Below are 26,419 nucleotides of genomic sequence, written 5' to 3'. Positions count from 1 at the left end.
TGTATGTTTAAAAAAAACGCACCGATTCTCATTTCATATTTACTGGTCATCCTGTTTGTATATGGAGGATTGACGAAACTATTTGATCTCCACATTTTCAGATCAGATTTAAGTAAATTTCCTTTCATCAAATCTTATGCAGGTACTATTGCCTGGCTACTACCTGTTGTAGAATTTATTATAGCAGCAATTTTATTATGGCCAGGAACCCGGTTGTGGGGCCTCTATTCATCCTTTCTTTTGTTGTTAGTATTCTCTGTATATATTATTCTGATGCTAACCTCAACCTCACATGAAATTCCCTGTGCCTGTGGCGGTATATTTCGCCTTATGACCTGGATGGGGCAGCTTAAAATCAATATCGCATTTATGGCGCTAACATCAATAGGTATATGGTTGCAATCAAAAGAAAATGCGGCAGAGATTGTATTACGTTAACAGACTGATTTTATTAACATGAGCATTGAGAAAAATATATTAATTTCTCTCTTGTTCCTGATCTTACCGATCATTTCCATGGGGCAAACAAGCTGGAAAGGTACAACAAGTACTGCATGGAAAACCTCCAGCAACTGGACTGCGGGTGTGCCCACTTCTTCCATTGATGCTACTATAGGTGATGCAAATTTTACAGGATCCTTCCAACCTACTATTAGTACTGCTTCGACCTGTAAATCACTGACCATTGGCGCCGGTACGGGAACCCCTGTTCTCACGCAAAACAAAGGACTTACAGTTGCTGGTAATCTGACCATCGGCTCTGGCGGTAGCTTTACTCAAGGTAATACTACTCTTACAATAAAAGGAAACTGGAGTAATACCGGCACCTACTCTACCACAAACGCTAATGCCAAGGTAACATTCGGCGGTACGACTCAGACAATTGGCGGAACAAATGCCACTGCTTTCAGAAAACTGACTATTAATGCAGGAAGTACTGTAACACTAAATATAAATACATCAATTGCCGGAACATTTGCAGTGAACGGAACATTTATTCCCACAGAAAATGCAACTCCTTTCCTGGTGTCAGGCGCAGGAACGCTTGGTGTAGGCGCTACCGGAACACTGAAAGTAAATGCAGCTACTTTTGCTGCAAATTACGGACTGGCAGGGGCAATTACACTTACAGCGGGATGTACCGTAGATTATAGCGCTACGCTGATAAATCAAACAATTAAAGAAACGTTTATCTATTCAACACTTAAAATAAGCGGTGCAGGAGTGAAAACACCGGCAGCGAGTTTAAGTGCTTTAAATTCCACTGGTGCTACTACAGGAAACATTACTGTAACTGCGGGTACGCTGGACCTCTCAACATTTACAGCCAGTAGAAGTAATACTGTTACTGGAGGAACACTGACTGTTTCCAATGGAGCAACATTAAAAATTGGAGGAACCAATCCTTTCCCTTTAAATTATAATACCCGTTCTCTTAGTTTAACCAGCACTGTAGAATATGGAGGTACCACCCAAACAGTTTCTGCACAGACATATGGGAACCTGACTCTTTCCTCCTCTACCGGAGCTGCTGTCAAAACAATGCCGGGCAGTGATTTTACAGTTGTGGGAAACCTCACAAGTACTATCAGTACAGGCACATCGGTTAGTTTCACTGCAGCTTCCAACATTACAGTGAGTGGAAACGTGAATATTGGAACCTCTACTACTTTTAATGGAGCCAGTTTTACGCACAGTATTGGAGGTAACTGGGTAAATAATGGCACGTTCACCGGTAGTACAAGTACCATAAATATAATCGGTCCTGGTTCCTCCATCAGTGGCACAGGCTCACATAATTTCAATAATCTTTCCATTGGCGCATCCAATATTTCAGGAGCTGCTACAAGCAATATTACCGTGACCGGGAACTTGTCCAGCACAGGGCCAGGATCATTTACTCATGCCGCAGGCGGTACATTCACCATGTCTGGCACAACAAAAACAATAACAGGCACCGGCTTTGTGTTTGATAACCTTACTATTTCCGGTACTGTAACTACTGGCAACGACATCGCTTTAACGGGAAATTTATCTGTAAGCGGCAGCTTTACAGGCAGTAGCAATGACTTTACAATGAGAGGCACTGCAAAGAGTTTTTCAGGTGCCGGTACTATCTCATTTAATGCATTATCGGTTACCGGTACGATTACAACTTCTGTTAACTTCTCAGTAAATACTTCACTGAATGTGAGCGGCAGCTTAACGGCATCTGCAGGCACGGCCACTTTTACTGGTACCAGCACTTTAAATGGTACGGCCAACCTGTTTAATGTTACACTCAATGGTACTTCTCTGCAATTATCAACTAATGCCATATTAGGAATTGCAGGTGCTTACACAATAACCAGTGGTACCCTGAATGTGACCTCCACTACCCCCAATACTGTAAATTACAATGGCACCGGAACACAAATCATTGTTGGCAGTAGTTATGGTAACCTTATTATATCGGACGGAAACATCCAAACTGCCGGTGGCGATATTACAGTCAATGGCGATTTTACAGTTGATGCTATCACTGCTTTCAATGCGTCTTCATTCACACTTACTATTAAGGGAAACTGGATTATGGATGGCACCTTTACAGCAGCCACCAGCACCGTCACATTCACAGGAACTGGTGATGCAACCATCAGTGGTGCAACCACTTTCAATACCCTCACTATTAATAAATCTGCTAACACCAACCAGGTAAATAATCTAAGCAATATAATTGTCACTACACTTAATATGACAACCGGTGGAATGAATACAGGCAGCAATACGATTAATATATTGGGGAACCGGAGCGGCAATGGTTTCATATCTGGTACGATACAACATACGCATTCTTTTGCTTCAGGAACGCCTTACGCATTTGAAGGACCAGATAATACTATCACTTTCGCAGGAACAAACACACTTCTTACAGCGGTAACTGTTACGGCAACCAAAGGAGGGATCAATGATTTTCCTTTTGGAGGTTCCATTAACCGTGCTTATAATATTAGTTTAACCGGTACCGTGACATCCCTTGCTACACTCAGGCTACACTACGAAAATGCAGAACTCAATGGAAATAATGAATCTTCTATGCAGCTATGGCACTATAACGGTTCAAGCTGGGGAACAGCAGGTAAAACAACTAATAGTACCATCTCAAATTATGTAGAGCTGAGCGGATTGGCGGATGTTAGTAATCGCTGGACCATCTCTGACAATACAAGTTTGGTAAGATGGAACGGCTCCGTAAGCAGCGACTGGTTTACAGCTGCTAACTGGACAAGTGTGCAGGGTAGCCCCTCCACCCCACCAGCATCAACCGATATTGTGGAAATCGGAACATCCGCTTTTACCAATCAGCCCACTATCAACGGTAGCGCTGTTGCAAAAAGCATCCTGCTGGGAAGTGCACAGGCAGTTACTCTTACACTAATTACTGGCGGCTCATTAACTACACAGGGAAACATCAGTGGCACATGGTCTGCCAACAGCACCCATACAATTAACGCCAATAACCAGACAATAACTGTTAACGGAGATCTGGTACTGAGTGATGGAACCAGTGGCCATATCATCAATCTAAATATGGGAACAGGCACGACAACAATTGCAGGTTCATTGACAGAATCCGGCGGAGCCAATATCACTTTTACAGGTGCCTGCGCTCTTAATATCGGGAATAACTTTATTTATACCAGTGGTACCTTTACTCCTGCCAGCAGCACTGTAACATATAACGGCAGTATTGAACAAACAATAGCCGGATTGAGTTATAATCACCTTACTATCAATAAAACCACTGGTATTGCTTCTATCAACTCCTCCGCTGCCATTGGTGGCAATCTGTCTGTTTCAGCGGGAGAACTGGACATCAATGCTGCCACTTCCATCACCGGCGATGTAACAATTGCTTCAGGTGCTATAATAAATGGCGATGGTATTATTACCACCGTTGGTGGTAACTGGAATAACAGCGGCACCTTCCTGTCGTTAAGTGGCACCATCATATTAAATGGAAGCGGTACACAAACCATTTCTGCCACTACTTTCAATAATCTAACAATTAACAAATCTGGCAGTACTGCCACGCTCACAGGTAATATTAACATCAATGGCAATTTATTAAACTCCGCAGGTACGTTTAATATAACAACATTTACCTGTAACAGAAGTTCTCATGGTGGTACGTTTACATCTGCCAGTGGAGCAATGTTGTTAGTAAGTGGTGCCAATAACCTGCCATTCAATTTTGAGACCTATAACATCAGCAGTTCCAGTACTGTAAACTTTAATGGAACTGTTGCTCAAACAATTCCACCTGTAGAACTAGGCAATGCAATTTTCAGTAACAGCGGTACCAAAACATTAGCAGGCCCACTTATTGTTAACGGGGATCTGACCATTAACAGCGGATCCACCTTTGATGCAAGTAGCAATACCGTCAACCTGGGAGGTAACTGGTTAAACAACGGGACTTTTGTTTACGCAACAAGCACGGTCATTCTAAACGGAAGCACTAAAACTATTACAGGAAATACTACATTTAACAGGCTAACCGTCTATGGCAGTTATGCTGTAAGTGGAAGTAATATTGTTTATAATGCCTCATTAAATGTTACTTCCGGGGGCTCTTTTGATGGAGGTTCCGGTTTGGCTACTATAAGTGGCGATCTTATCAACAGCGGCTCATTAATAAGCAATGGTATAACTACATTTACAGGTACAAGTGTACAAACTATCCGGTTCTTAAATGCCGTCACCTCCAATTCAAGCGGTGTTATCAATTTCAACGGTAACGTTTCTCCAGTACTAAATTCAACCAGCTCTCCAATATATGCTACACTGAATATCAACAATACAGCAGGTGTTACTGCCAGTGTTGGATGGACAGTGGCTATTGCTTTTAATATAGGTAATGGAGCCAGCTTTAATGGAGGATTTTCCACCCACACTATCCTGGGAAGTTTCACGAATAACGGCACAGTTACAAGTAGCGGAATAATGAGATTCCTCCCCGCGGCCGCGCAAACTATTACACTCGTGGGTACAGGCTTTTCAAGTACCGGTACTGTTATTTTCGGAGGGGCCGGCGCAATAGCAGTTACGGGTACGCCTACCAGTTTAAATAATGTAACAATTTCTAATACTACCGGTGTTACACCTGCTGCTAACTGGAGTGTGAGCGGAATTTTTTCAATAATGAACAATGCTGTTTTTAACGCAGCTAGTTATACTTATGCCATTACCGGGGATATGGAAAGTAATGGTACTTTAAATGGAGGAACATCCACTTTTACCATGAGTTCCGCCACCGGCCAGCTTACGGGAAGCCCCAATACAACATTTTATGATTTCACCGTTACTGGTGCCATTACCGCTAACAGTGATTTCAACGTGTCACACAATTTCACTAATAATAATTCTATTGATGTATCCATCGGCGCTTTGATTATGACTGGTGCAACTGCTTCTGTTATAGATGGTACAGCCTCTCCTTTTGCATTGGCACAATTTGCCATCAATAAAAGTACCGGTTCTACCACAACACTGGCAAAAGGTGTAAGCGCTGTTACAGATCTTCATATTATAAGTGGGACACTCGATGCTTCCACCTTCAGTATCGCCCAGGATGCGGGTGGTGGAGCCCTTACTATTGAAGACAATTCATTTTTAAAGATAGGAGGTACTAACACATTACCAACCTTCGGTACTTATGCATTGGACACTTTAAGTACTATTGAATATAATGGCAGTACACAATCAATATCTGCTGCAACCAGATATGGTAACCTTACCATTTCAACAACGGGCACCAAAAGTGCATCTGCGTCCTTGTATATCTTAAATAATTTTTCACTTGCCATAGGCACTTTTGTATCCGGAAGTTTTGCAGATACCCTGGAAGGCAACTGGAATATGACAAGCGGCACATTTACTAACACAGGCAATACAATCGTTTTTTACGGCATTGCCACAGAGAGTATCTTTTCAACTGGGACATTTAATAATCTTACTATAAATAAAACCACAAACCCTGTCACATTATCTGCAAATGCTACTGTAAATGGAGTATTAACTTTTATAGCCGGAAAAATACAAACCGGTAGTAGTTACAGCGTGATACTCCCTTCTACCGGTAGTATATCTGGTGCTTCACAATCTACCGGGTGGGTTTATGGAAAATTACAAAAGAACGTCGCTACCGGCTCAAATGTGAGCAGAGTATTTGAGGTGGGAGATAATACCAGTTACACGCCGACAACTGTACTTTTTGCCAGTGTTACAACAACAGGCAATCTTAGTGCCGTAGTGGGCACACCTGATCATCCCAATATTGCAACATTCAGTATTAATACTAACAAGAGCGTAAACCGTTATTGGTCCTTCTCCAACAGCGCTACTGTTTTTACCACCGCTTCGGTAACCGTTAACTGGGTGGCTGCAGATGTAGATGCAGGGTCAACCACTGTGAATTTCAAAATAGGTAATTACAATGGCAGCTCCTGGTCGCAGCCCACAGTTGCATCCCCATTGTCTACATCCATCCAGGCAACAGGAATGAGCAGTATCGGAGATCTTGCTATAGGAGAACTTGTAACCACGGCCACCTGGACGGGTGCTACAAACACTAACTGGTCTCTTACCGGTAACTGGTCACCAACTGCTCTTCCTGTAAATACATCAAATGTGACCATTCCTTCCAGTCTCTCCAATTACCCGGTTATCAGCTCTGGTACTGCCACAACAAATAATATCACGATTCAATCAGGCGCTTCCGTAACAGTAACTGGTGCTATATTACAAATATCCGGTAGTATCAGCAACAGTGGAACATTTACAACAAGCAACGGTAGCATTGAATTAAATAGCAGCACCACCCAGACAATACCTGCCAGCGTATTTGCAGGAAACGCGATTCTAAATCTTACTACAAACAATGCAGCAGGTGTAACATTAAGTAGTACACTGCAACTCTCAGGAATATTAAAAGCAAGCACCGGACAATTCACTACAGGTGGCTATCTTACACTGCTTTCAACAGCAACACAAACAGCCCTCATTGATGGCAGCGGAGCAGGTTCCATAACAGGGAATGTAAAAATGCAACGTTACCTTGCTTCAGGTTTTGGATACAAATATATCAGCTCTCCTTTCCTGGCAGCTACTGTCAACGAATTTGCGAATGACCTGAATCTAACGGACTCTTTTCCTTCTTTCTACAAATACGTCGAAAACCAGGCATCCTCCGGCTGGACAATTGATACTGCTGCGACCGGGGTACTCACACCCATGCAGGGATATTCAGCCCAATTCGGGGCTTCGGCAACTCCAAAAACAGTGGACATAACAGGCGTGGTCAATAATGGCACAATAACTTCTCCTACCATCTATAATCACAACCAGCCATACACGTTAGGCTTTAATCTTGCAGGTAATCCATACCCTTCTCCAATAGATTGGGATGCTGCCAGCGGATGGACAAGAACCAACATTGACAATGCAATCTATTACTTCAACGCTGGTACTACCAACCAATATACCGGAACATACAGTACTTATATAAATGGCGTTTCCAGCGATGGCATCGCCAATAATATCATACCTGCCATGCAGGGATTCTTTGTACATGTATCTAACGGTACATACCCGGTAACAGCTGCTTTTTCAGTCAATAACAATACAAGGGTCAATAATCTTACACCCAATTTTCACAAAGATGCTCCGGCAACAGTTCCTCTGCTCCGGATAAATACTTCTTTTGCAGATGAAGGAATGCCCACTGATGCAACCGTTATTTATTTTGATCATACTGCTACCTCCACATCAGACCCCACTATGGATGCTCTTAAGCTGATGAATACAGATCCCGAGGTACCCAATCTTTACTCATTATCAGGAGATACTACCCGGCTTTCTATCCATGCCCTTCCTTATGTGAATGATAGTACCAATGTAATACCCCTTGGACTTAAATCAGAAAGAGCAGGATGGATAACGTTTAATGTGCAGGATATGGAACGGATACCTTACGGCTTGTATATTTACCTGCGCGATGCCGAAACAGGTATTATCCAGAATCTGCAACGTAATCCACGTTATCGTCTGCTGCTGCAGGCTGGTAAATATGAGCAGCGGTTTTCGCTGGTATTCAGTATGAAAGAACTGTTACCTCAACCTGAAAATAACATAACATTCAACGCATACTGTACGGGTGGAAAAGTATATGTATACCTGGACCTTGCCCCGGGTGAAAAGGGAAGCATTATTATCAATAATATACCAGGTCAGATACTATTCCAGCAGGATATAAGCGGCAGAGGCTATCATGAACTGGGACCGGTATTCAGCAGTGGGGTCTACATTATAAGTTTACGTTCACAGAAAGGTTTGCGCTCTAAAAAAATATTTATAAGAAATGAATGATCGCTCATCATTGACATCTCTTCTCCTGAACCCAACAGATATTCTATTCCGAAACACTATAAAGCCTTATAAAATCGTTAACCGGAATCTCTTATTATTGCATGCGTTCACAAAAAATTAACTACTGTTATCAAATTAAAAATTTGGTAAACTGAAGAAAAGGTGTAATATGCAATCCCATAACCTCTAAAAAAACGCTTTTTTTGTTATCTATCCCCCTGAAACTCCCTCATAAATTTATTTATTAAAACCAACCTCAATGAAAAATTTGTCCACATTTACAGCGGGCACTATTGCCATGCTATGCTGTGCCACCAGCGTATTCGCACAGGTTACAGCTTCTGCCGATGCATCAGCTACCATCGTAACTCCCATCAGCATTACAAAAACTGCTGACATGAATTTTGGTAACGTTGCCGTACAATCCACCACAGCAGGAACCGTGGTGCTGGCGCCAGACAACTCCCGTACAAAAACAGGTGGTGTAACGCTTCCTGCAACTACAGGAACTATTTCTGCGGCCATCTTTACCGTTAGCGGAGAAGGTTCCTACACTTATACTATTACACTTCCCTCTTCTGTTACAATTACCAATGCCGGTAATAATATGACAGTAAATACATTTACCAGCACGCCTTCCGGAACAGGAACGCTGAGCAGCGGAACACAAACGCTCAAAGTGGGCGCCACACTGAATGTTGCGGCTGGACAAGCAGCAGGAACGTATACTTCTGCTACACCTTTTAATGTAACAATTAATTATAATTAATAAAAGAAGCCTCCTTCTAAAACTACCATTATGAAATTGGCATTGCTACGGAAAATATCCGTAGGCATATACGCTGTGTATTGCATGATCTTTTGTTCCGTTACAGCAACGGCACAAGGCAACCTCCTCGTTACACCCAGGAGAGTTGTATTTGATGGGCAAAAAAAAACGGAGGAACTAAACCTTGCTAATACAGGCAAGGATACAGCAAAATACGTTGTTTCCATCATGGAGATCAGGATGAATGAGAACGGTACATTTGAGCAGATCACAGCACCGGATTCCGGACAAACCTTTGCCAGTAACTACCTCCGCGTCTTTCCACGTAGTGTGATCCTTGCGCCTAACGAAGCACAACTGGTAAAAATTCAACTGGTAAAAACCAGTCAACTGGCGCCAGGTGAATACCGTTCCCACATATACTTTAGAGCAGTTCCAAATGAAAAACCATTGGGAGAAGAAAATCATGGTAAAGATTCAGTAGCAATATCTGTAACACTGATACCTGTTTTTGGTCTTACTATACCGGTGATTATCCGGGTGGGAGAATCCACTACCAAAGTAAGTCTTTCAGATCTCTCACTTTCAATGGTAAATGATACTACCCCAAGGATCAATATAATTTTTAACCGCGAAGGAAATATGTCTGTATACGGTGATATTACAACAGAATATATTTCACCGCAAGGGAAGGTAACTCAAGTAGGATTTGTAAGAGGTGTGGCTGTTTATACACCTGCCCTGAAACGTCAATTCCACATAGATCTCAATAAAGTACCGGGCATCGATTATCATTCCGGCAAATTAAGAGTAATATATGCAGAACAGGCAAATGCGAAAACCAAACCAGGTTCACCACTAGCACAGGCAGAAATGCTATTACATTAATATACCCACTTTCCTGAAGTTTATTAACATGAAAGCACAATGGGCGTTATTACTGCTTCTTTCCGCATCGCTAACTTCTATGGGACAAACAAGCTGGAAAGGAACAACAAGTACAGCTTGGGGTACTGCGGGTAACTGGACAGCAGGCGTGCCCACTGCTGCCATTGATGCTATTATCGGTGATGCAAATTTTACAGGAACTTTCAAACCTACTGTAAATGTTGCTGCCAACTGTAAATCGCTCACTATCGGCGCCACAGGAGCACCAGTTCTCACACAAAGCAGTACCCTTACGGTTGCAGGCAACCTCACCATTGGTACTGGTGGTACTATTAGTCAGGGGAACACTACTCTTACACTAAATGGCAACTGGAGTAATGCTGGAACCTTTACTACCACAAACACCGGTGCCACCGTAGTTTTTGCCGGTACCAGTCAAACAATTGGTGGAACAGTCGCAACTCCCTTCAGAAGATTGACTGTCAATGCAACAAGCACTGTAACCCTGAATATAAATACATCCGTAACCGTTGCATTTGCTATGAATGGAACATTCATTCCTGCAGAAAATGCCACGCCATACCTGGTATCAGGTGCCGGTACACTGGCCCTGGGCGCAGCCAGCGTATTGAAAGTAAATGCTGCTACCTTCGCAGCAAATTACGGACTAACTGGTACCATTACACTCACAGCAGGATGTACCGTAGATTACAGCGCTACACTGATAAATCAAACTGTTAAAGAAAATCTTACTTATTCAACACTTAAAATAAGCGGTGCAGGAGTAAAAACTCCGGCAGGAAATTTAACTGCTTTGAATGCCACCAGCGCTACTACAGGAAACATTACCGTGAGTGCAGGGACACTGGACCTTGCAACATTTACAGCCAATAGAGGTACTACTGTAACGGGAGGTACACTTACCGTTTCCAATGGGGCAACGCTAGAAATCGGTGGCACCAATCCCTTTCCGTTAAATTATAATACGCGGACGCTTGGTGTAACCGGCACCGTTGAATATGGAGGGACCAATCAAACAGTTTCCGCACAGTCCTATGGTAATTTAACGCTGTCCTCTTCAAGCGGAGCTGCGGTTAAAACAATGCCAGCTACTGCGCTTACTATTGCTGGAAACCTGACCAGTACAATCGCCACAGGCACATCAGTTAGTTTTACAGCAGCGGCCAATATTACTGTAAATGGAAACATGAATATAGGCGTTTCCACTACTTTTGCCGGGGCAACTTTTACACATATTATCAAGGGTGGCTTCACAAACAATGGTACTGTAACGGGTAGCGGTACAATAAATTTCCCCCCCACTACTACACAAACTATTACACTCGCAGGAACAAGTTTTTCAAATACCGGTACTGCCATTTTTGGTGGTACAGGAGTTATGACTGTTGCGGGTGCGGCTGCCAATTTAAAAAATATCACAATTCAGTCTGGCGCTTCTATAGTATTAACCAGCACTGCATTAAAAATATCTGGCAGTATTACCAACAGCGGAACTTTTACAGCAAACGACGGTAGCATCGAATTAAATGGTAGCACTGCCCAGGTGATATCTGCTAATACTTTTACCGGAAACACGATTAAAAACCTTACCATAAACAATGCAGCAGGTGTGACATTAAGTGGTACACTGCAACTATCAGGAATATTAAAAGTAACCACCGGACAACTAACTACAGGTGGATTTCTAACACTGCTTTCAACTTCTACACAAACAGCATTGATTGATGGCAGCGGCGCAGGCGAAGTGGTGGGAAACGTGACCATGCAACGGTACCTTGCTTCTGGTTTTGGTTACAAATATTTCAGTTCCCCTTTTCAGGCAGCGACTGTCAACCAATTCTCCGATGACCTGGATCTTGCAGCGGCCTTTCCCACCTTCTATACTTATCTGGAAGATCATAACTATACCGGATGGACGAATTATACAACCACTACAGGATTACTTACTCCTATGTTGGGATATGCAGCAAATTTTGGCACTTCGGCATCTCCTAAAACAGTAGATATAACCGGCGCGGTCAACAATCATACAGTGACCTCCCCCACTTTATACAATCATAATCAACCTTATACTCTCGGCTTTAACCTGGCTGGAAATCCATACCCTTCACCTGTTGACTGGGATGCTTCCAGTGGATGGACACGTACAAACATTGACAATGCTGTGTATTACTTCAACGCTGGCACTACCAACCAATATACCGGTAGTTACAGCTCGTATATCAATGGTGTTTCCAGCGATGGTATTGCCAACAATATCATTCCTGCTATGCAGGGATTTTTTGTACATGTGACTAACGGAACGTATCCGGTGACTGCTACATTTTCAGTAAATAATCCGGCAAGAGTCAATAATCTTACAGATGGTTTTCACAGGAAACCAGCAATGCCACTTCTTCGGCTGAATACTTCTTTTGCAGATGATGGTTTACCAACAGATGCAATCGTTATTTATTTTGATGATACGGCTACTCCTGTTTTTAACCAGGCCATAGATGCATTGAAGCTGATGAATACAGATCCGCTGATACCCAATCTCTATGTACTGTCGCAAGATACGGCCAGGTTATCCATCTGCGCCCTCCCTTATATGCATGATAGCACCAGCATTCCGTTAGGACTGGTATCCTCTAAAACAGGATGGGTAACTTTTGCAGTACAGGACATGGAACAAATTCCATACGGCCTGCACATTTACCTGCGCGATGCTAAAACAGGTATTATCCAGGATCTGCAACGTAATCCACGTTATCGTCTGCTATTGGAAGCGGGGAAATATGAACAGCGATTCTCGCTAATATTTAGTGAGAAAGAGCTGGTGAATCAGCAAGCTATTAACGCTACGTTTATTGCATATAATGCAGGTGGAAAAATATATGTATACAAGGATCTGGCACCTGGAGAAAAGGGCTCTATCACACTCAGCAATATAATTGGACAGATAGTATTGCGGCAGGAAATAAGTGGTAACGGTTATCATGACCTTGGCCCCACATTCAGCAGTGGAATCTACATTGTAAGTTTTCGTTCGCAGAAGGGGCTGCGCTCCAAAAAAATATTTATAGGAAATGAATGATCATTGTTCACATAAACTTATATACGTATTTATACTATTGTTTTCAACGCAATTGAAGATCAGAGCACAACAGCCTCCACCCAATCCCATATCCGTTTATGTGAACCCATTACAGGGACTCATATTCGGTGCGTTTTTCCAGGGCATTTCGGGAGGTACAGTAATCATTTATCCGGATGGATCCCGCGCGGTTACAGGCGATGTGGTGCAGGCTAACCTGGGCTTTTCGTTTTCTCCCGCTATTTTTGAAGTAGAAGCCAATCCCGGTACCCTCATTTCTATAATGAATGGATCCGATGTTCTGCTAACAGGTAGTAACGGCGGTTCTATGACATTGCATATTGGAGCTGCCAGTACAGGCACTCCCTTTATTACAACAGTAACACCACCTGCACGAACACAGGTAAGAATTGGAGGTACACTAACCGTAGGCAGCCCATTGGCTAATCCGGCAGGTGCTTACAATGGAACGTTTTCAATCACTTTCATCCAGGAATAAATGTTAGTCGACCCCAGATACACACTCTCTCTGCTCCCGTTATTACTTTTTTACTGTATAGGGAAAGCTTATGCCAGGGAAGATCCCGAATATGACGAAATACCAGTCCAACTAATAGTGCAGAATATTGGAGGAATAGAAATACCGGCACTTATCCGGGAAGATTCCATTTACCTGCCTGTTGCTGATATATTTGATTTTTTAAAGATCAGAAATACCCTTTCAGCGGGACTGGATTCTTTATCGGGCTTCTTTATTTCTCAGCAGGCAGTTTTTCTTATAGATAAAACAAACAATAAAATTCAATACCAGGGAAAATCGTTTGTGTTACCATTGAATACCCTCATTCATACTCCTGGCGGACTATTCCTGAAATCGGATTATTTCCAAAAGGTATTCGGATTATTATGTGTATTCAGTTTCCGCAATCTTTCTGTAACCCTGAGTACAAACATCGAGTTACCAGCTATACGCGAAATGCGGCAGAAAATGATGCGTCTTAATATCAGCCGCCTTAAAGGAGAAACAAAAGCCGATACGGCTATTGGCCGCAACTATCCTCTTTTTCATATAGGCATGGCTGATTGGTCAATCATCGCTACACAAAGAATCTCAGGAACAAGTGACACAAGAATAAACCTGGCGCTGGGCGGTATTATTGCCGGTGGAGAAACCAATGTTTCTCTTAACTACAATTATTCTTCAGAGAAACAGCAAGCCTTCAGCCATGACAGTTCTCTTATTAAACCTTTTGATGAAAGACAGCAATACTACCGCTGGCGTTATGCCAATAATGATCACCGGGCACTACGGCAGGTAATAGCCGGAAAGATTTTTGCACAATCAACATCTTCACTTTATGCCCCGGTTGTTGGAGTGCAGATCACCAATACACCTACCACCTGCCGGCGGTCTTTCGGGACTTACACACTAAGTAATTTTACTGAGCCGGGCTGGATAGTGGAATTGTATGTAAACAATTCATTGGTGGATTATACCAATGCAGATGCCTCAGGTTTTTTTACTTTCCAGGTACCAATGGTATATGGCAATTCACTTGTGAAACTCCGCTTTTACGGCCCCTGGGGTGAAGAGCGGTCTCGTGAAGAGAACATCAGTATACCATTTAATTTTCTTCCCAAACATGAATTTGAATATACAGCGAGTGCTGGTATAGTGCAAGATGGACATAACAGTCAGTTTTCACGTATACAAATGAATTACGGGGCCTCCCGGAAAATAACTGTTGGAGGCGGACTGGAATATCTTTCATCTGTCACTACCGGCAAAAACATGCCTTTTGTGAATGCTTCGGTAAGAGTACTACCCAGCCTCCTGTTCTCGGGAGATTATACCTACAATGTAAAGGCCAGGGCTATCATTACCTATCGCGTACCTTCAAACCTGGAAGTAGAACTGAATTATACCCGGTATAAAAAAGGTCAGCTCGCCATCAATTACAATTATCTTGAAGAGCGGAGAATTACTATATCACGGCCATTCAACAGCCGGCATTTTTCTGCATTCTCCAGGCTGGTACTGAATCAGATCCTGCTTCCGGATACTAAATATACAACTGCCGAATGGTTACTTTCGGGCGGCATATATGGCGTAGGTACCAATCTCACTACTTACGCCATGTTTACAGAGCAGGCATCTTTATACATATACAGTAACCTTTCGCTGTCCTTCAGGCTTCCCGGAAAAGTACTGTTCAACCCACAGTTGCAATATGGATATAATGATAACAAACCCATCGCACTGAAATGCGAATTGGGTAAATATGTGTTCCATCGTGCTTATGTGAATATATCTTATGAACAGAACTTCAAAAGCCGGATTACCAATATCGGGATAGGATTCCGTTATGATTTACCTTTTGCTCAAACAGGATTGTCCAGCTGGCGTAACAACAATATATCCACTGCTGTACAATCTGTCAGGGGAAGCCTGATATACAATAACAAACCAAAATACCTCGGTGCAAATAACCGCATCAGCGTAGGAACCGGAGGTGTAGTATTACTACCCTATCTGGACCTTAACTGCAACGGGCAAAAGGATCCCGACGAACCCAGGGTGGCCGGACTTAAAGCTGCTATCAACAGTGGCCGCATTACAAATAATAATCGTGATACCCTGATAAACATTACGGATATTGAGCCTTATACAAATTATCATATTGAGCTCAATCCAAATAGCTTCGACAATATAGCCTGGCAAATAAAAAAGAAAAGCTTCAACGTAGCCATTGATGCCAACCGGTTAAAACTTGTAGAAGTACCCGTTACCGTAATGGGTGAAGTTTCCGGAAAGGTATATGTTAACCGGGAAGGACAGGGACGCATACTTGTGGGGATCTATAACAATGATTCAATCCAGGTTGCGCGTATCCTTACTGAGTCTGATGGATTTTTCAACTATATGGGCCTGGCACCCGGCACCTATACTGCGCGTATGGATCCCTCTCAGTTGCATAAATTAAGGCTCACTGCTTCACCCGCTATTATCCCCTTTCAAATAATACGCAACAAAGATGGAGATATAGTAGATGGACTGGAATTTCACTTGCAGGCTTTATAGCTATTCATATCGTAACGCCTCTATAGGATCTAATCTCGAAGCTTTCTGCGCCGGGTAGTAACCGAAAAATACACCGGTGAATGCGCAGACTGCGAATGATAAGATAATGGAAGATTCGGATACCAATGTTGGCCATGATAAAAAATAAGTAATGAGCTGAGCAGAAGTGATGCCCAGCACCACGCCTATCAATCCGCCGGTGATACTGATCATAATAGCTTCAATTAGGAACTGCATGAGGATATCAATGCCGCGGGCACCGATAGACATGCGTAATCCTATTTCACGGGTACGTTCTGTTACAGATACATACATGATGTTCATGATCCCGATCCCGCCAATGATCAGGGAGATACCTGCAATGGCCGTTAGCAGGATAGTGAGCAGATTACTGGTAGAACTTAGGGCACTGATCAGTTCTGCCATTGTACGTACCTGAAAATCGTTTTCATCAGTAGTGCGCAACCGATGGGTTTTTCGCAGGATACTGGTTATTTCGTCTGTAGCATCGTCAGAGGCACTTTCACTTATCGCAGAAGCATAGATGGTACGAAAATAAATAGTAGCCAGGATTCTCTTTTGTACTGTTGTATAAGGTGCAAGAATTACATCATCCTGATCCTGACCAAAAGAACTTTGTCCTTTTGCTACAAGTACGCCAATTACCTGGAAAGGAATATTATTAAAACGGATGATTTTCCCTACCGGATTCTCCCCGTTGGGGAATAAGTTGGTTATAACTGTTTGTCCCAGTAAACACACTTTTGCAGATGCCCTCACATCTTCATCAGAAAACGGAATACCATCTTTTAAATCCCATTTGCGGATATCCAGATAAGAAGGACTAACACCTTGTATGGTAGTTGGCCAGTTCAGCGCACCGAAAATGGATTGTCCGCTGGAAGTAGCTGCGGGAGAAATCGCGCTGACATTTACTGCCTGTTTCCTGATTGCCTTTACATCATCTATTGTAAGCGTTTGCACAGTCGATCCTCCCAGTCGTGCTCCACCCGCGATATTACTGGCTGGCAGGATGGTAATCATATTAGATCCCATACTGGACAACTGCGACTGAATACTTTGTTTGGATCCTTGCCCGATAGCCACCATCGCTATTACAGAAGCCACACCGATGATCACACCGAGCATAGTCAGGAAAGCCCTCAACTTATTACGTTGCAGTGCTTTAAATGCTATTCTTATGAGATTTAAGATATTCATAATCAATAATCTTCTGCTGGTGGTAATGCTGCCAGCGCTTCTTTTGCAGAACGTACATTTTCATTTAAAGTATCCTTCACCACTTTCCCATCGCGCAATGTTACCGTACGACTGCTAAAGGCTGCAATATCCGGTTCATGCGTTACAAATACAATCGTTTTACCCTGCACCTGGTTCAGTTCCTGTATGAGTGCCATAATCTCATAAGAGGTGCGGGTATCAAGATTACCAGTCGCTTCATCTGCCAGGATCATTACCGGTTCATTCACCAGTGCACGTGCAATGGCCACACGTTGTTGCTGTCCGCCGGAAAGCTGATTGGGCATATGATCCAGCCGGTCTGCCAGTTTCACGGCTTCCAGTGCTTTTATAGCTTTCTGCTTCCGTTGCTCATGACTGATCTCTATATTGTAGAAAAGCGGCAACTCTACATTCTCCAACGCGGAAGTACGCGGTAACAGGTTGTACGACTGGAATACAAAACCGATCTTACGGTTGCGTAATCTTGCCAGCTCATTGCGGTTCAATCCTCCAATATTCACACCATCCAGCAAGTAAGTACCTTCTGTAGGTTTATCCAGGCATCCCAGTGTATTCAGCAAAGTCGTTTTCCCCGAACCACTACTTCCCATTATAGTCACAAACTCCCCTCCCATCACATCAAAAGATACTCCTTTCAAGGCACGGACAATCTCTGTACCCATTACAAATTCCCGCTTGATATTCTGTAGTTCCAGGATCTTTTTGCTCATCGTCTTCTACGTTGTGGCATAAACGGACTACCTCCGGAGGATGCAGCTGCAGCCTCTTTCTTTGTTTCCCGCTTCATACCTGTGATCACTGATTCATTTTCCGATAAGCCAGACAAAACTTCTGCATGGGTATTATCATTCAACCCTATCATTACCTTCTTTTGTAATAATGTATCTCCCTGTAGTACCCATATATAAGTAGCTGCCTTTGCATGATCTTTTGATTTAACGCGTATGCTATCCCTGTTGCCTCCGGTTATAGGAGTGGCACTCTTATGCTTTTCCACAGCAGCAGGCGCAATGGCAACAACTACAAACTTCTTTGACAAAGCAGAATCAGGTTTGAACATCAGTGCTTTTGCCGGTATCAGTAATGCATTATCTTTCTCTTTTGTATAGATGGTAACCGTTGCCGTCATCCCCGGTTTCAACTTCATATTGTCATTCGAAGCACTGATGATAGTCGTATAGGTGACCACGTTGGCAGATACTGCAGGCCGTAACCGTACTTCCTGCACTCTGCCAGCAAACTCATCTTCCAGGTAGGCATCTACAGTAAAAGATACCCGCTGACTATCTCCAACATTTCCTATATCCGCTTCATCCACACTCGCCTGTACCTGCATTTTGGTAATATCTTTTGCCAGTACAAATAAAGTAGGAGTGCTAAAACTGGCCGCCACTGTTTGTCCTACACTCACGCTTCTGCTTAATACCACACCATCAATGGGAGAATAAATCTCTGCAAAAGACAAGTTTCTTTGCGCAGATGCAAGAGAAGCTCTTGCACTTTCCGAGCTTGCTTTTGCCGCATTATACAGATAAAGCTGGTTGTCGTAATCTGCTTTGCTCACAGCACCTACTTTGTATAACTGGTCTTCTCTTTTATATTGTGCTTCCTGGTAAACCTGCTGACTTATTGAATTAGCCAGTAATCCTTTATTGCGGTCTACTTCTGCCTGCAATAATATTTTATCCAGCTCTGCCAGCAATTCCCCCTTTTTAACTTTATCATTAAAATCCGCGTAGATATATTTTAAGGTACCGGATACCTGTGTACCCACCGCCACAGTATCTACAGGTTGTACCGTACCTGTTGCTGTAACGCTTGTGAATATATGCCCGTAAGATGGTTTCTCTGTTTCGATAACGACCGGCTCTTCTTTTTTCCGGAAAAAGAAGTACCACACGGCTATCAATGCCAGGAGTACCGCTATTGTTATAATTACCTTCTTATTCATCCGTAGATATTTTTATAACTTAACAGGAATACCCCTGTAGAAATCGTAGATCCTGATATAAAGTGCTGAACTATATTTCGCCTGCACATATGATTGTAATGCCTGCACATACAGATTTTTCTGTTGCAGCACTTCCACTGTATTCGCAGCTCCGATCTTTAACTGTTCATTCGCAATACGGTAACTTTCCTGTGTGTAACGCAATTGCTCAACAGCAGCATCGTACTGCGCCTGCGCATTTTCTACATTGATGTAAGCCTGTTCAATTTCCTGCGAAAGAACTGTACGTGTATTCTGTAATGTTAGCTCTGCCTGTCCCACTTCCAGTCGTGATTTTTCTTCATTCACCTTATTAGCTCTCCTGCTGAAAATAGGCACTGATAAAGTCACTCCTATCTGCTGATAAAAATTATTATCCAGTTGCCGCACATAAGAGTAATAAGTATTACTCCCAAAGCTGGTTCCTATTCCTGCGCCAGCAGTTAATACCGGTAAATAACCAGCACGTGCTTTTTGCAGATCCAGTTGTGCCGATTGTACACTTAATTCACTGCTCTTTACTTCCGGCCTGTTTGCAAGAGCATATTGTTGAACATCTCTTAATGGCAAAAGTGCAGTAGCCATTAGCGTATCGGGTTCCACCACTTCAAAAACAGTATCTGTAGGTAGTTGCAATAACTGTTTTAGTGTAAGTAAATTTTGCCGGTGTGAATTCTGTGCGGTTACCAATGTGTACCTGTCATTTGCCAGTTGCGCCTGGATCTGTACCAGATCTTTCCGGGCTACGGAACCAGCATCATAAAACTGCTGTTCCTGTTTCAGCTGCGCTTCTGAGGTAGCTACTACATCCTTCACATATACAATATTTTCTTTCGCCAGCAGGATATTAAGATAAGCCTGGGTTATCTGTAATGTAATATCATTTTCCGCAGCCTGCAGATCAAGACCCGCAACCTTTACCAGCAAATCTTTCTGCCTGATATCATTTTTCAGATATCCCCCGTTAAAGAGGGTGATGGAAGAAGTGGCAGAAGTGCTTAAAGAAGGAGTAAATCCTGATTTAAGATTGCCATTGCTATCGGCAGATTTAACATGTGTTAAAGACGGAGATAATGTGGCGGACAAATTGGGTAATACCGCTGACCGGGACAACAATAAATCCTGCTCTGCACTCCGGGTATTCAATCGAAGACTATTCAATGTAATATTATGCTGTTTTGCATAATCCAGGCAATATTGCAGATCCCATCTGGCAGGAGGTATACTATCCTGTGCATATAAAGGGAGTGTCTTACAAAGAATAAGATAGAGGATCAACCTGTGCATGTGTTTGTAGAACATATTAATACTTTTCGGCGTGCTCTTCATTCTCCACAGATAAAGTCCTAAAAAGCGTGCCACAGGGCATTATTCCTATGTTAAACAGTGTTAAAGTCAGAACAAATCTGCTAATGATAGATTTTTACCGATGATCGTAGTAATGGCAGCAGGGGGATGTAATAGTGGACAAGTTTTAGAGTAGAGAAAAAGTCATCCTTCGTTCATCCTTCGTCTTTAAACGAAGGATGAACGAAGGATGACTTTTTCTCTACTGTATTTTAATCCGTTTGAAATAAGGTTCTTTAATCTTACAGAAACCTCTGGTTTTATAGGGAAGATAAAGTGGAGATTCAGTCATCCTACGTTCATCCTACGTTTAAAACGTAGGATGAACGTAGGATGACTGAATCTCCACTTGTATTTCAATTTGCCAGGGAAGTAAGACTATTTATAAGAGATCTCAAATACATTCAGGGAGTTAGGTGCTAAATAAAGGTTAACAAGATTTTTACCTCCCGACAGGGTGCCCTCGATAGGTTTCACCACGTCGGGATTATCCAATGTATTAAAATCCCCTTTATCTTTTGCGGTGAGCCGGTGTTGTACAATTGGTCCTCTTAAAGCAGCCCCTTCAAAGGCTATTTTATAGGAACGCGGTCCGCCTACATTTACAATCTTCAGCAGCACTTTATGGCTCGCAGGATCGATTGTAGCACTGGCATAAACGCTATCTTCCCCAGCCAGGGTTTTACCGTTAGACAACACGGGAACAATTTGTGCACCTCTGAAATTGGCGAATAGTTTCTGCACGTAGTAATTAGGTGTACCTACTGAACGCAGATTATCAAACCAGATCAGGTCCGGACGCCATTGCCAGGCATCCACATGAGCCAGCAAAGGTGCGTAGGAAGCCATATGTACCACATCAGCATTCCGTTCCAGGCCAGTCATAAACGCCGCTTCTGCCAGCGCACTGCCCCAGGTATTGCGGGTTTCCGGGCCATCCTTCTCTTTATCCTTGATATGGGCGGCATATTCACCTGCAAATATTTTAGGTGCATTCCGGTCATAATTGTCATAACGACGGGCATTTTTCAGGAACCAGTCGGGCGACATATAATAATGTTCATCTACCAGGTCGGCGCGGGAATGTTTCAACTGTGCCCAGGAATAATCGAAACGGTCACCGGATGGCAAAGGTCCGGAACCAGATACCAGTTTAATTTCGGGGTGTTTTGTCTTCAGTACCTCCTCAAATTGTTTATAACGGGCAATATACTGGCTATCCCATTGTTCATTGCCTACACCCATCATTTTGAGGTTAAAAGGCGCGGGATGCCCCATTTCTGCCCTTAACTTACCCCAGCGGGTATCTGTTGTGCCATTGGCAAATTCAATCAGGTCCAGCGCATCCTGGATATAGGTATTTACATCTTCATCTGCCGCTATTTCGCCTGTATTATACTGACAAGCCATACCACAGTTGAGAATGGGCAGCGGTTCTGCACCAATATCTTCGGACAACTGGAAATATTCAAAGAAACCCAGGCCATAACTCTGGAAGTAGTCGCCCGGAGCGCGGTGACTGAATTCTGTATTCCAGCGGTTCTCAATCAGGGTACGGTCTTCCACCTTGCCGACGGTCTTTTTCCACTGATAGCGATTAACGAGGTCACGTCCTTCCACGATACAACCACCGGGAAAACGTACAAATCCGGGGTGCAGATCGGCCAGCAGTTGAACCAGGTCTGCCCGCATTCCGCCGGGGCGCTGTTTCCACGTATTGACAGGGAACAGGGAGATCATATCTGCATCCAGCACACCACTGCCGGAGAATAATACCTGTAACCCACCTTTTGCGACTCTCTGCCCAGCTGTAAGGGCTACCGTATACTTCTTCCATTCATTGCCGGTAATGGCCACAGCCGCATGACCAATATCCTCTCCTTTCTCATTTACCAATACAGCGTTTATTGCCACATTACCAGCGGTGGCACGTGCCCACACAGAAAAATTATATTGTGCATCCTTTTCCAGGCCCATTCCCCGGAATCCTTCATTAAAGAGACCGTACTTACCATTCACCGTGATATGCGCATATCTGGGATTAGCCTGCTTTTCCGCCCGGTTCACAATCAGTACACTACCTTCTTTCGTTACTTCCTTCCAACCCATCATCGGCTGAATAAACTCAAATGAGCGGTTTTTCACCAGTTCAGCATATAATCCACCATCAGCAGAGAAATTAATATCTTCAAAAAAGACTCCCCACATTGTAGGCTGTACAGGAGCCTTAGGCGATGAAACCTTTACAGTGAGCGTTTGTGCAAATGAAAGGCCGCTCAGGAACAAGAAACCGGAAATACTCAAGATTTTCTTCATAACAACGGAATTATCTGACAGCAAGATACAGCCAGAATTTAACATACACAATAGTTGCAGATATTTTTAATGTATAATTGACACATAAAATAAAGGGGGAGTATATATATGAGGGCGACGCTTTACCTGAAACTGAGAAAAAATTCTCAAAAACAGGCAACAGTTCCGACCCAACAAAATGAACAGGTATAATTTTGTTTTTCAGGAATGAACAAAATGAACAGCCTTTTTAACCAGAAAAATATAAATCTTTGCTCCCGTTAAAAACAAAACATTGTTAACCTGAATTATTCACAATGTTTGTTTAATCCATCAACTAAAATCAGTTATCCCATGCAACTTTACCTACCAGGGAAATTGCAGATGAATCGTGTATTTAAAATCTATGGAATGTTACGCCCACAACCTCCTCCATGTCGGCACATTTATAATATTCTATGCATACTTCTTTTGTCAATTTAAATTAAGTATCACTGCATAAGGCGGTTAATAATGCTCCTCTTAGAAAAGTAGTGAGTAATGATCCAATACCAGACGATTTGAAATTAGTACTGCTAAAACTAGTCAAAGAAATTTATGACAGGGTTGTATTGATGAAGGTTTATTTGGACAAAAAAAGATAGCTATCCAATCATTTTTATTCTCCCCTGCTAAAAATTGAAGTATTTATTTATTAATCATTTACAATTAAATGAAAGTAGAAGTTATTGATCAAAAGCAAGGTAATAGGTATGATAAGGTCATACGTGAGAATATGGATGATGCATTACCTGATATTATGAAAGAGGTACTACATTTAGATGTTGCTACCAGCGAAGCAATTCCTGATAGTATTCAGTACACAAAAGAAAGAAGACCGGATGTGCTAAAAAAAATCACAGACCGGAATAACAATGAATATGTGCTACACCTGGAATGGCAGTCTCAGAATGATAAAAACATGGTGTATCGCATGGCGGAATATGCGGTGATGTTATATCGTAAATACCGCATACCAGTGGAGCAATACGTTATTTTTATAGGTAAGGGAGGCGCTAAAATGAGCTGCGAGCTTAAACACAAAAACCTGCAGTTCAGGTATGAAATTATTGACTTCAAAAAATTTGATTACAAAGTTTTTTTGTGTTCAGAAAGTCCCGCAATAAAAGTATTTGCAATTTTAGCTAACTTCGAAGAAGATGGTGAAGATAAAGCTATAGAAAATATTTATAAAGAAATCATAGCTGCTGACAAGAAGGGTTCTACGGGAAATAAGTATCATAATCAGCTGCGTGTCTTAATGAATTTACTGACTACAAATATTAAACTTAAATTTAAAAAAATGATATCAGTTAACGCTTTTTACACGAAAGAAACCGATGTATTTTATTTGATAGGGAAAGATGAAGGAAGAGATGAAGGAAGAGAAGAAGGAAGAGAAGAAGGAAAATTAAAAACGCAAAAGGAAATAGCTACAAATCTGAAAAAATCCGGGCTTGACATTGTATTTATTTCTCAGGTATCAGGTATGCCCGTAGAAGAAATAGAGCAACTTAATTAATCTATCAAAACAAAACGGCCCGAAGGCCGTCTGGAATAAAATGGGTTAGATTATTTTTAACAAAGATTTCGAACAGAAAGCAAAACAGTAGTTGTTGGTGCTGCCAAAGTATCATGCGTTTTAGCCTGACTCAGATTTGCAATTTTGATTTTGCTCAGGCTAAGTTTTTTTGATGTTTCCTTTTTCATATGAATGTGATTTTATGGTTATACAGAGTAAGTTACCAGATCTCACTGCAACCAAAGTTCAGAAAAACTCCCCCTTTTCGGGGGTATTTAGTCTTACGGGTAAATCCCGGTAGGACTAAATACATTAATTTGCCGGACAGGCTGTCGTTCCCGAAAAAAATTCCGTACTTCTGTTTTACAACTGACATACAGCTGTCACATCCCCCCTTTAGCTTTGTAATACAATAATACATAGTTAGGAGGAAAATAAACTATCACTATGACAAGCAGAACTATAGCTCATCACCGCCTGATCAATCAACAGATCACTGGCGCAGATTTCTCAGAACCTGATGAATTGATCCGGTGGATGGGCTGTATCCAGGCGCAGGATTTTGCCGCGGCTAAATGGGCCATCGGAAACAGGATAAATGGAATTACCGAAGCTGAAATTGACAGGCAATTTAATGATGGCATTATCCTGCGCACGCATATTCTACGGCCTACCTGGCACTTTGTTTCACCAGAGGATATTGGCTGGATACTGAAATTGTCTGCTCCAAAAATAAAAGTATTCAACAAAACCTTACATCGTAAACTGGGTATAGATGAAAACACCCTTACCCGGAGTAAACATATCATTGCAAAAGCATTAATGGATGGCAAACAGCTTACCAGGGAACAATTAATTGTATTACTTAAAAAAGGCAAGATCAATACCGACGATATCCGCTCTAACTTTTTAATGATGGATGCAGAGCTGGATGGAATGATCTGTAGCGGTGCCAGACATGGGAAACAATTTACCTATGCCCTGCTGGAAGAAAGAGTACCTGATACTCATGTGATGGACCATGAAGCGGCCATAGCGGAACTGACAAAAAGATATTTCCTGAGCAGAGGCCCTGCTACACTACAGGACTTTACCTGGTGGAGCAAGCTCAATTTATCGGAAGCAAAAATGGGAATTGAGATGAATAAAAAACTTCTGGCCCATGAAGTAATAAACGGTCAGGCATATTGGTTTTCATCAGATATGGATCTCCGGCAGAAGCCTAAAAACTCCCTTCACTTATTACCTGCTTTTGATGAATATACTGTTGCCTATAAAGACCGCTCAGATATTCTCAAACCAGCGTATCATAAACAATCCGGCAATGGGATTTTTAAACCGGTGATTATGCTGAATGGACAAATTGCAGGCACCTGGAAACGCACTGAATATAAAAGTAAAGTACTGCTGGAAACTTACCCATTCAGTGCTAAAGACCAGCTTCCGGAACAATTAATAAAGAAGGCTGCTGAAAAGTATGCCAGATTCGTTGAGAAAGAGTTGGTAGAAGCTAATTAAAACTGCTAAAATACCATCAGGAACTTATGTCCCTGGATTATCGGGATGGATAATTGGTGTTAACTCCATAACACTTTGTCCATTCCAGAATAGAGTTTATTCAAGAAAGTCTTTCAAAACCGAAATAAGCATTATTAAGAATATGACTCCCAAAACCTGGGAATGAAGATGTGTATGCATATGCGTAAACGGATAATAGT

Annotated in this window: 15 protein-coding genes; 9 read left to right on the top strand and 6 right to left on the bottom strand. The window is 42.4% G+C overall.

The features are described 5' to 3' along the window. Nucleotides 1-3 precede the first annotated feature (3 nt). From BM176_RS13435 to BM176_RS13405, 7 genes are all read left to right on the top strand, one after another. Nucleotides 4-438, top strand: coding sequence for a MauE/DoxX family redox-associated membrane protein (locus BM176_RS13435; protein ID WP_090103778.1), 435 nt, complete (start codon nucleotides 4-6; stop codon nucleotides 436-438). An 18-nt stretch (nucleotides 439-456) separates the two neighbouring features. Next, on the top strand, nucleotides 457-8,409 hold the full coding sequence (locus BM176_RS13430) for a hypothetical protein (protein WP_090103776.1): 7,953 nt from the start codon (nucleotides 457-459) through the stop codon (nucleotides 8,407-8,409). Between the two features lie 259 nt (nucleotides 8,410-8,668). After that, a complete protein-coding gene (locus tag BM176_RS13425) occupies nucleotides 8,669-9,178 on the top strand; it encodes a DUF4402 domain-containing protein (RefSeq protein ID WP_090103774.1) in 510 nt (169 codons plus the stop codon). Between the two features lie 30 nt (nucleotides 9,179-9,208). Next, nucleotides 9,209-10,066, top strand: coding sequence for a fimbrial biogenesis chaperone (locus tag BM176_RS13420; protein ID WP_177230397.1), 858 nt, complete (start codon nucleotides 9,209-9,211; stop codon nucleotides 10,064-10,066). Between the two features lie 28 nt (nucleotides 10,067-10,094). Next, on the top strand, nucleotides 10,095-13,163 hold the full coding sequence (locus tag BM176_RS13415) for a T9SS type A sorting domain-containing protein (RefSeq protein ID WP_143097799.1): 3,069 nt from the start codon (nucleotides 10,095-10,097) through the stop codon (nucleotides 13,161-13,163). Next, nucleotides 13,156-13,662 (top strand): DUF4402 domain-containing protein, encoded by a 507-nt coding sequence (locus BM176_RS13410; RefSeq protein WP_090103770.1) that lies wholly within the window; start codon nucleotides 13,156-13,158, stop codon nucleotides 13,660-13,662. Before BM176_RS13415 ends, BM176_RS13410 begins: the two co-directional genes overlap by 8 nt. Then, nucleotides 13,663-16,245 (top strand): hypothetical protein, encoded by a 2,583-nt coding sequence (locus tag BM176_RS13405; protein WP_090103769.1) that lies wholly within the window; start codon nucleotides 13,663-13,665, stop codon nucleotides 16,243-16,245. On the opposite strand, the gene BM176_RS13400 is transcribed toward BM176_RS13405, so the two are convergent. The 5 genes from BM176_RS13400 to BM176_RS13380 form a co-directional block, all read right to left on the bottom strand. After that, the gene (locus tag BM176_RS13400) at nucleotides 16,246-17,466 is read right to left on the bottom strand and encodes an ABC transporter permease (protein ID WP_090103768.1); all 1,221 of its coding nucleotides are present in this window, start codon (nucleotides 17,464-17,466) and stop codon (nucleotides 16,246-16,248) included. It lies immediately after the preceding gene. A 2-nt stretch (nucleotides 17,467-17,468) separates the two neighbouring features. After that, nucleotides 17,469-18,218, bottom strand: coding sequence for an ABC transporter ATP-binding protein (locus BM176_RS13395; RefSeq protein ID WP_090103766.1), 750 nt, complete (start codon nucleotides 18,216-18,218; stop codon nucleotides 17,469-17,471). Further along, nucleotides 18,215-19,459, bottom strand: a complete 1,245-nt coding sequence (locus BM176_RS13390; protein ID WP_090103764.1) for an efflux RND transporter periplasmic adaptor subunit — start codon at nucleotides 19,457-19,459, stop codon at nucleotides 18,215-18,217. The genes BM176_RS13395 and BM176_RS13390 overlap by 4 nt, the downstream gene beginning before the upstream one ends. 12 nt (nucleotides 19,460-19,471) lie before the next feature. Then, entirely contained in the window at nucleotides 19,472-20,827 is a 1,356-nt protein-coding gene (locus tag BM176_RS13385; RefSeq protein WP_255373507.1) for a TolC family protein, read from the bottom strand. Nucleotides 20,828-21,223: 396 nt separating this feature from the next. Next, nucleotides 21,224-23,161: an alpha-L-arabinofuranosidase C-terminal domain-containing protein gene (locus BM176_RS13380; protein ID WP_090104895.1), complete on the bottom strand. Its 1,938-nt coding sequence runs from the start codon at nucleotides 23,159-23,161 to the stop codon at nucleotides 21,224-21,226. A gap of 691 nt (nucleotides 23,162-23,852) precedes the next feature. On the opposite strand from BM176_RS13380, the gene BM176_RS13375 reads away from it, so the two are divergent. Then, nucleotides 23,853-24,701 (top strand): RpnC/YadD family protein, encoded by an 849-nt coding sequence (locus BM176_RS13375; RefSeq protein ID WP_090103762.1) that lies wholly within the window; start codon nucleotides 23,853-23,855, stop codon nucleotides 24,699-24,701. 56 nt (nucleotides 24,702-24,757) lie between these two features. Here the strand turns inward: BM176_RS13375 and BM176_RS32905 are convergent, their stop codons facing one another. After that, nucleotides 24,758-24,889, bottom strand: coding sequence for a hypothetical protein (locus tag BM176_RS32905; RefSeq protein WP_255373506.1), 132 nt, complete (start codon nucleotides 24,887-24,889; stop codon nucleotides 24,758-24,760). Nucleotides 24,890-25,148: 259 nt separating this feature from the next. On the opposite strand from BM176_RS32905, the gene BM176_RS13370 reads away from it, so the two are divergent. Next, nucleotides 25,149-26,219 carry a winged helix DNA-binding domain-containing protein gene (locus BM176_RS13370; protein ID WP_090103759.1) on the top strand — a complete coding sequence of 357 codons (1,071 nt, stop codon included), beginning with the start codon at nucleotides 25,149-25,151 and terminating at the stop codon, nucleotides 26,217-26,219. Nucleotides 26,220-26,419: the final 200 nt, after the last annotated feature.

It is taken from the genome of Chitinophaga sp. CF118, from assembly GCF_900112615.1.
Classification (GTDB): Bacteria; Bacteroidota; Bacteroidia; order Chitinophagales; family Chitinophagaceae; genus Chitinophaga.
The sequence above is the reverse complement of the archived record's forward strand: the minus strand, read 5'-3'. Positions and strand labels throughout refer to the sequence as shown.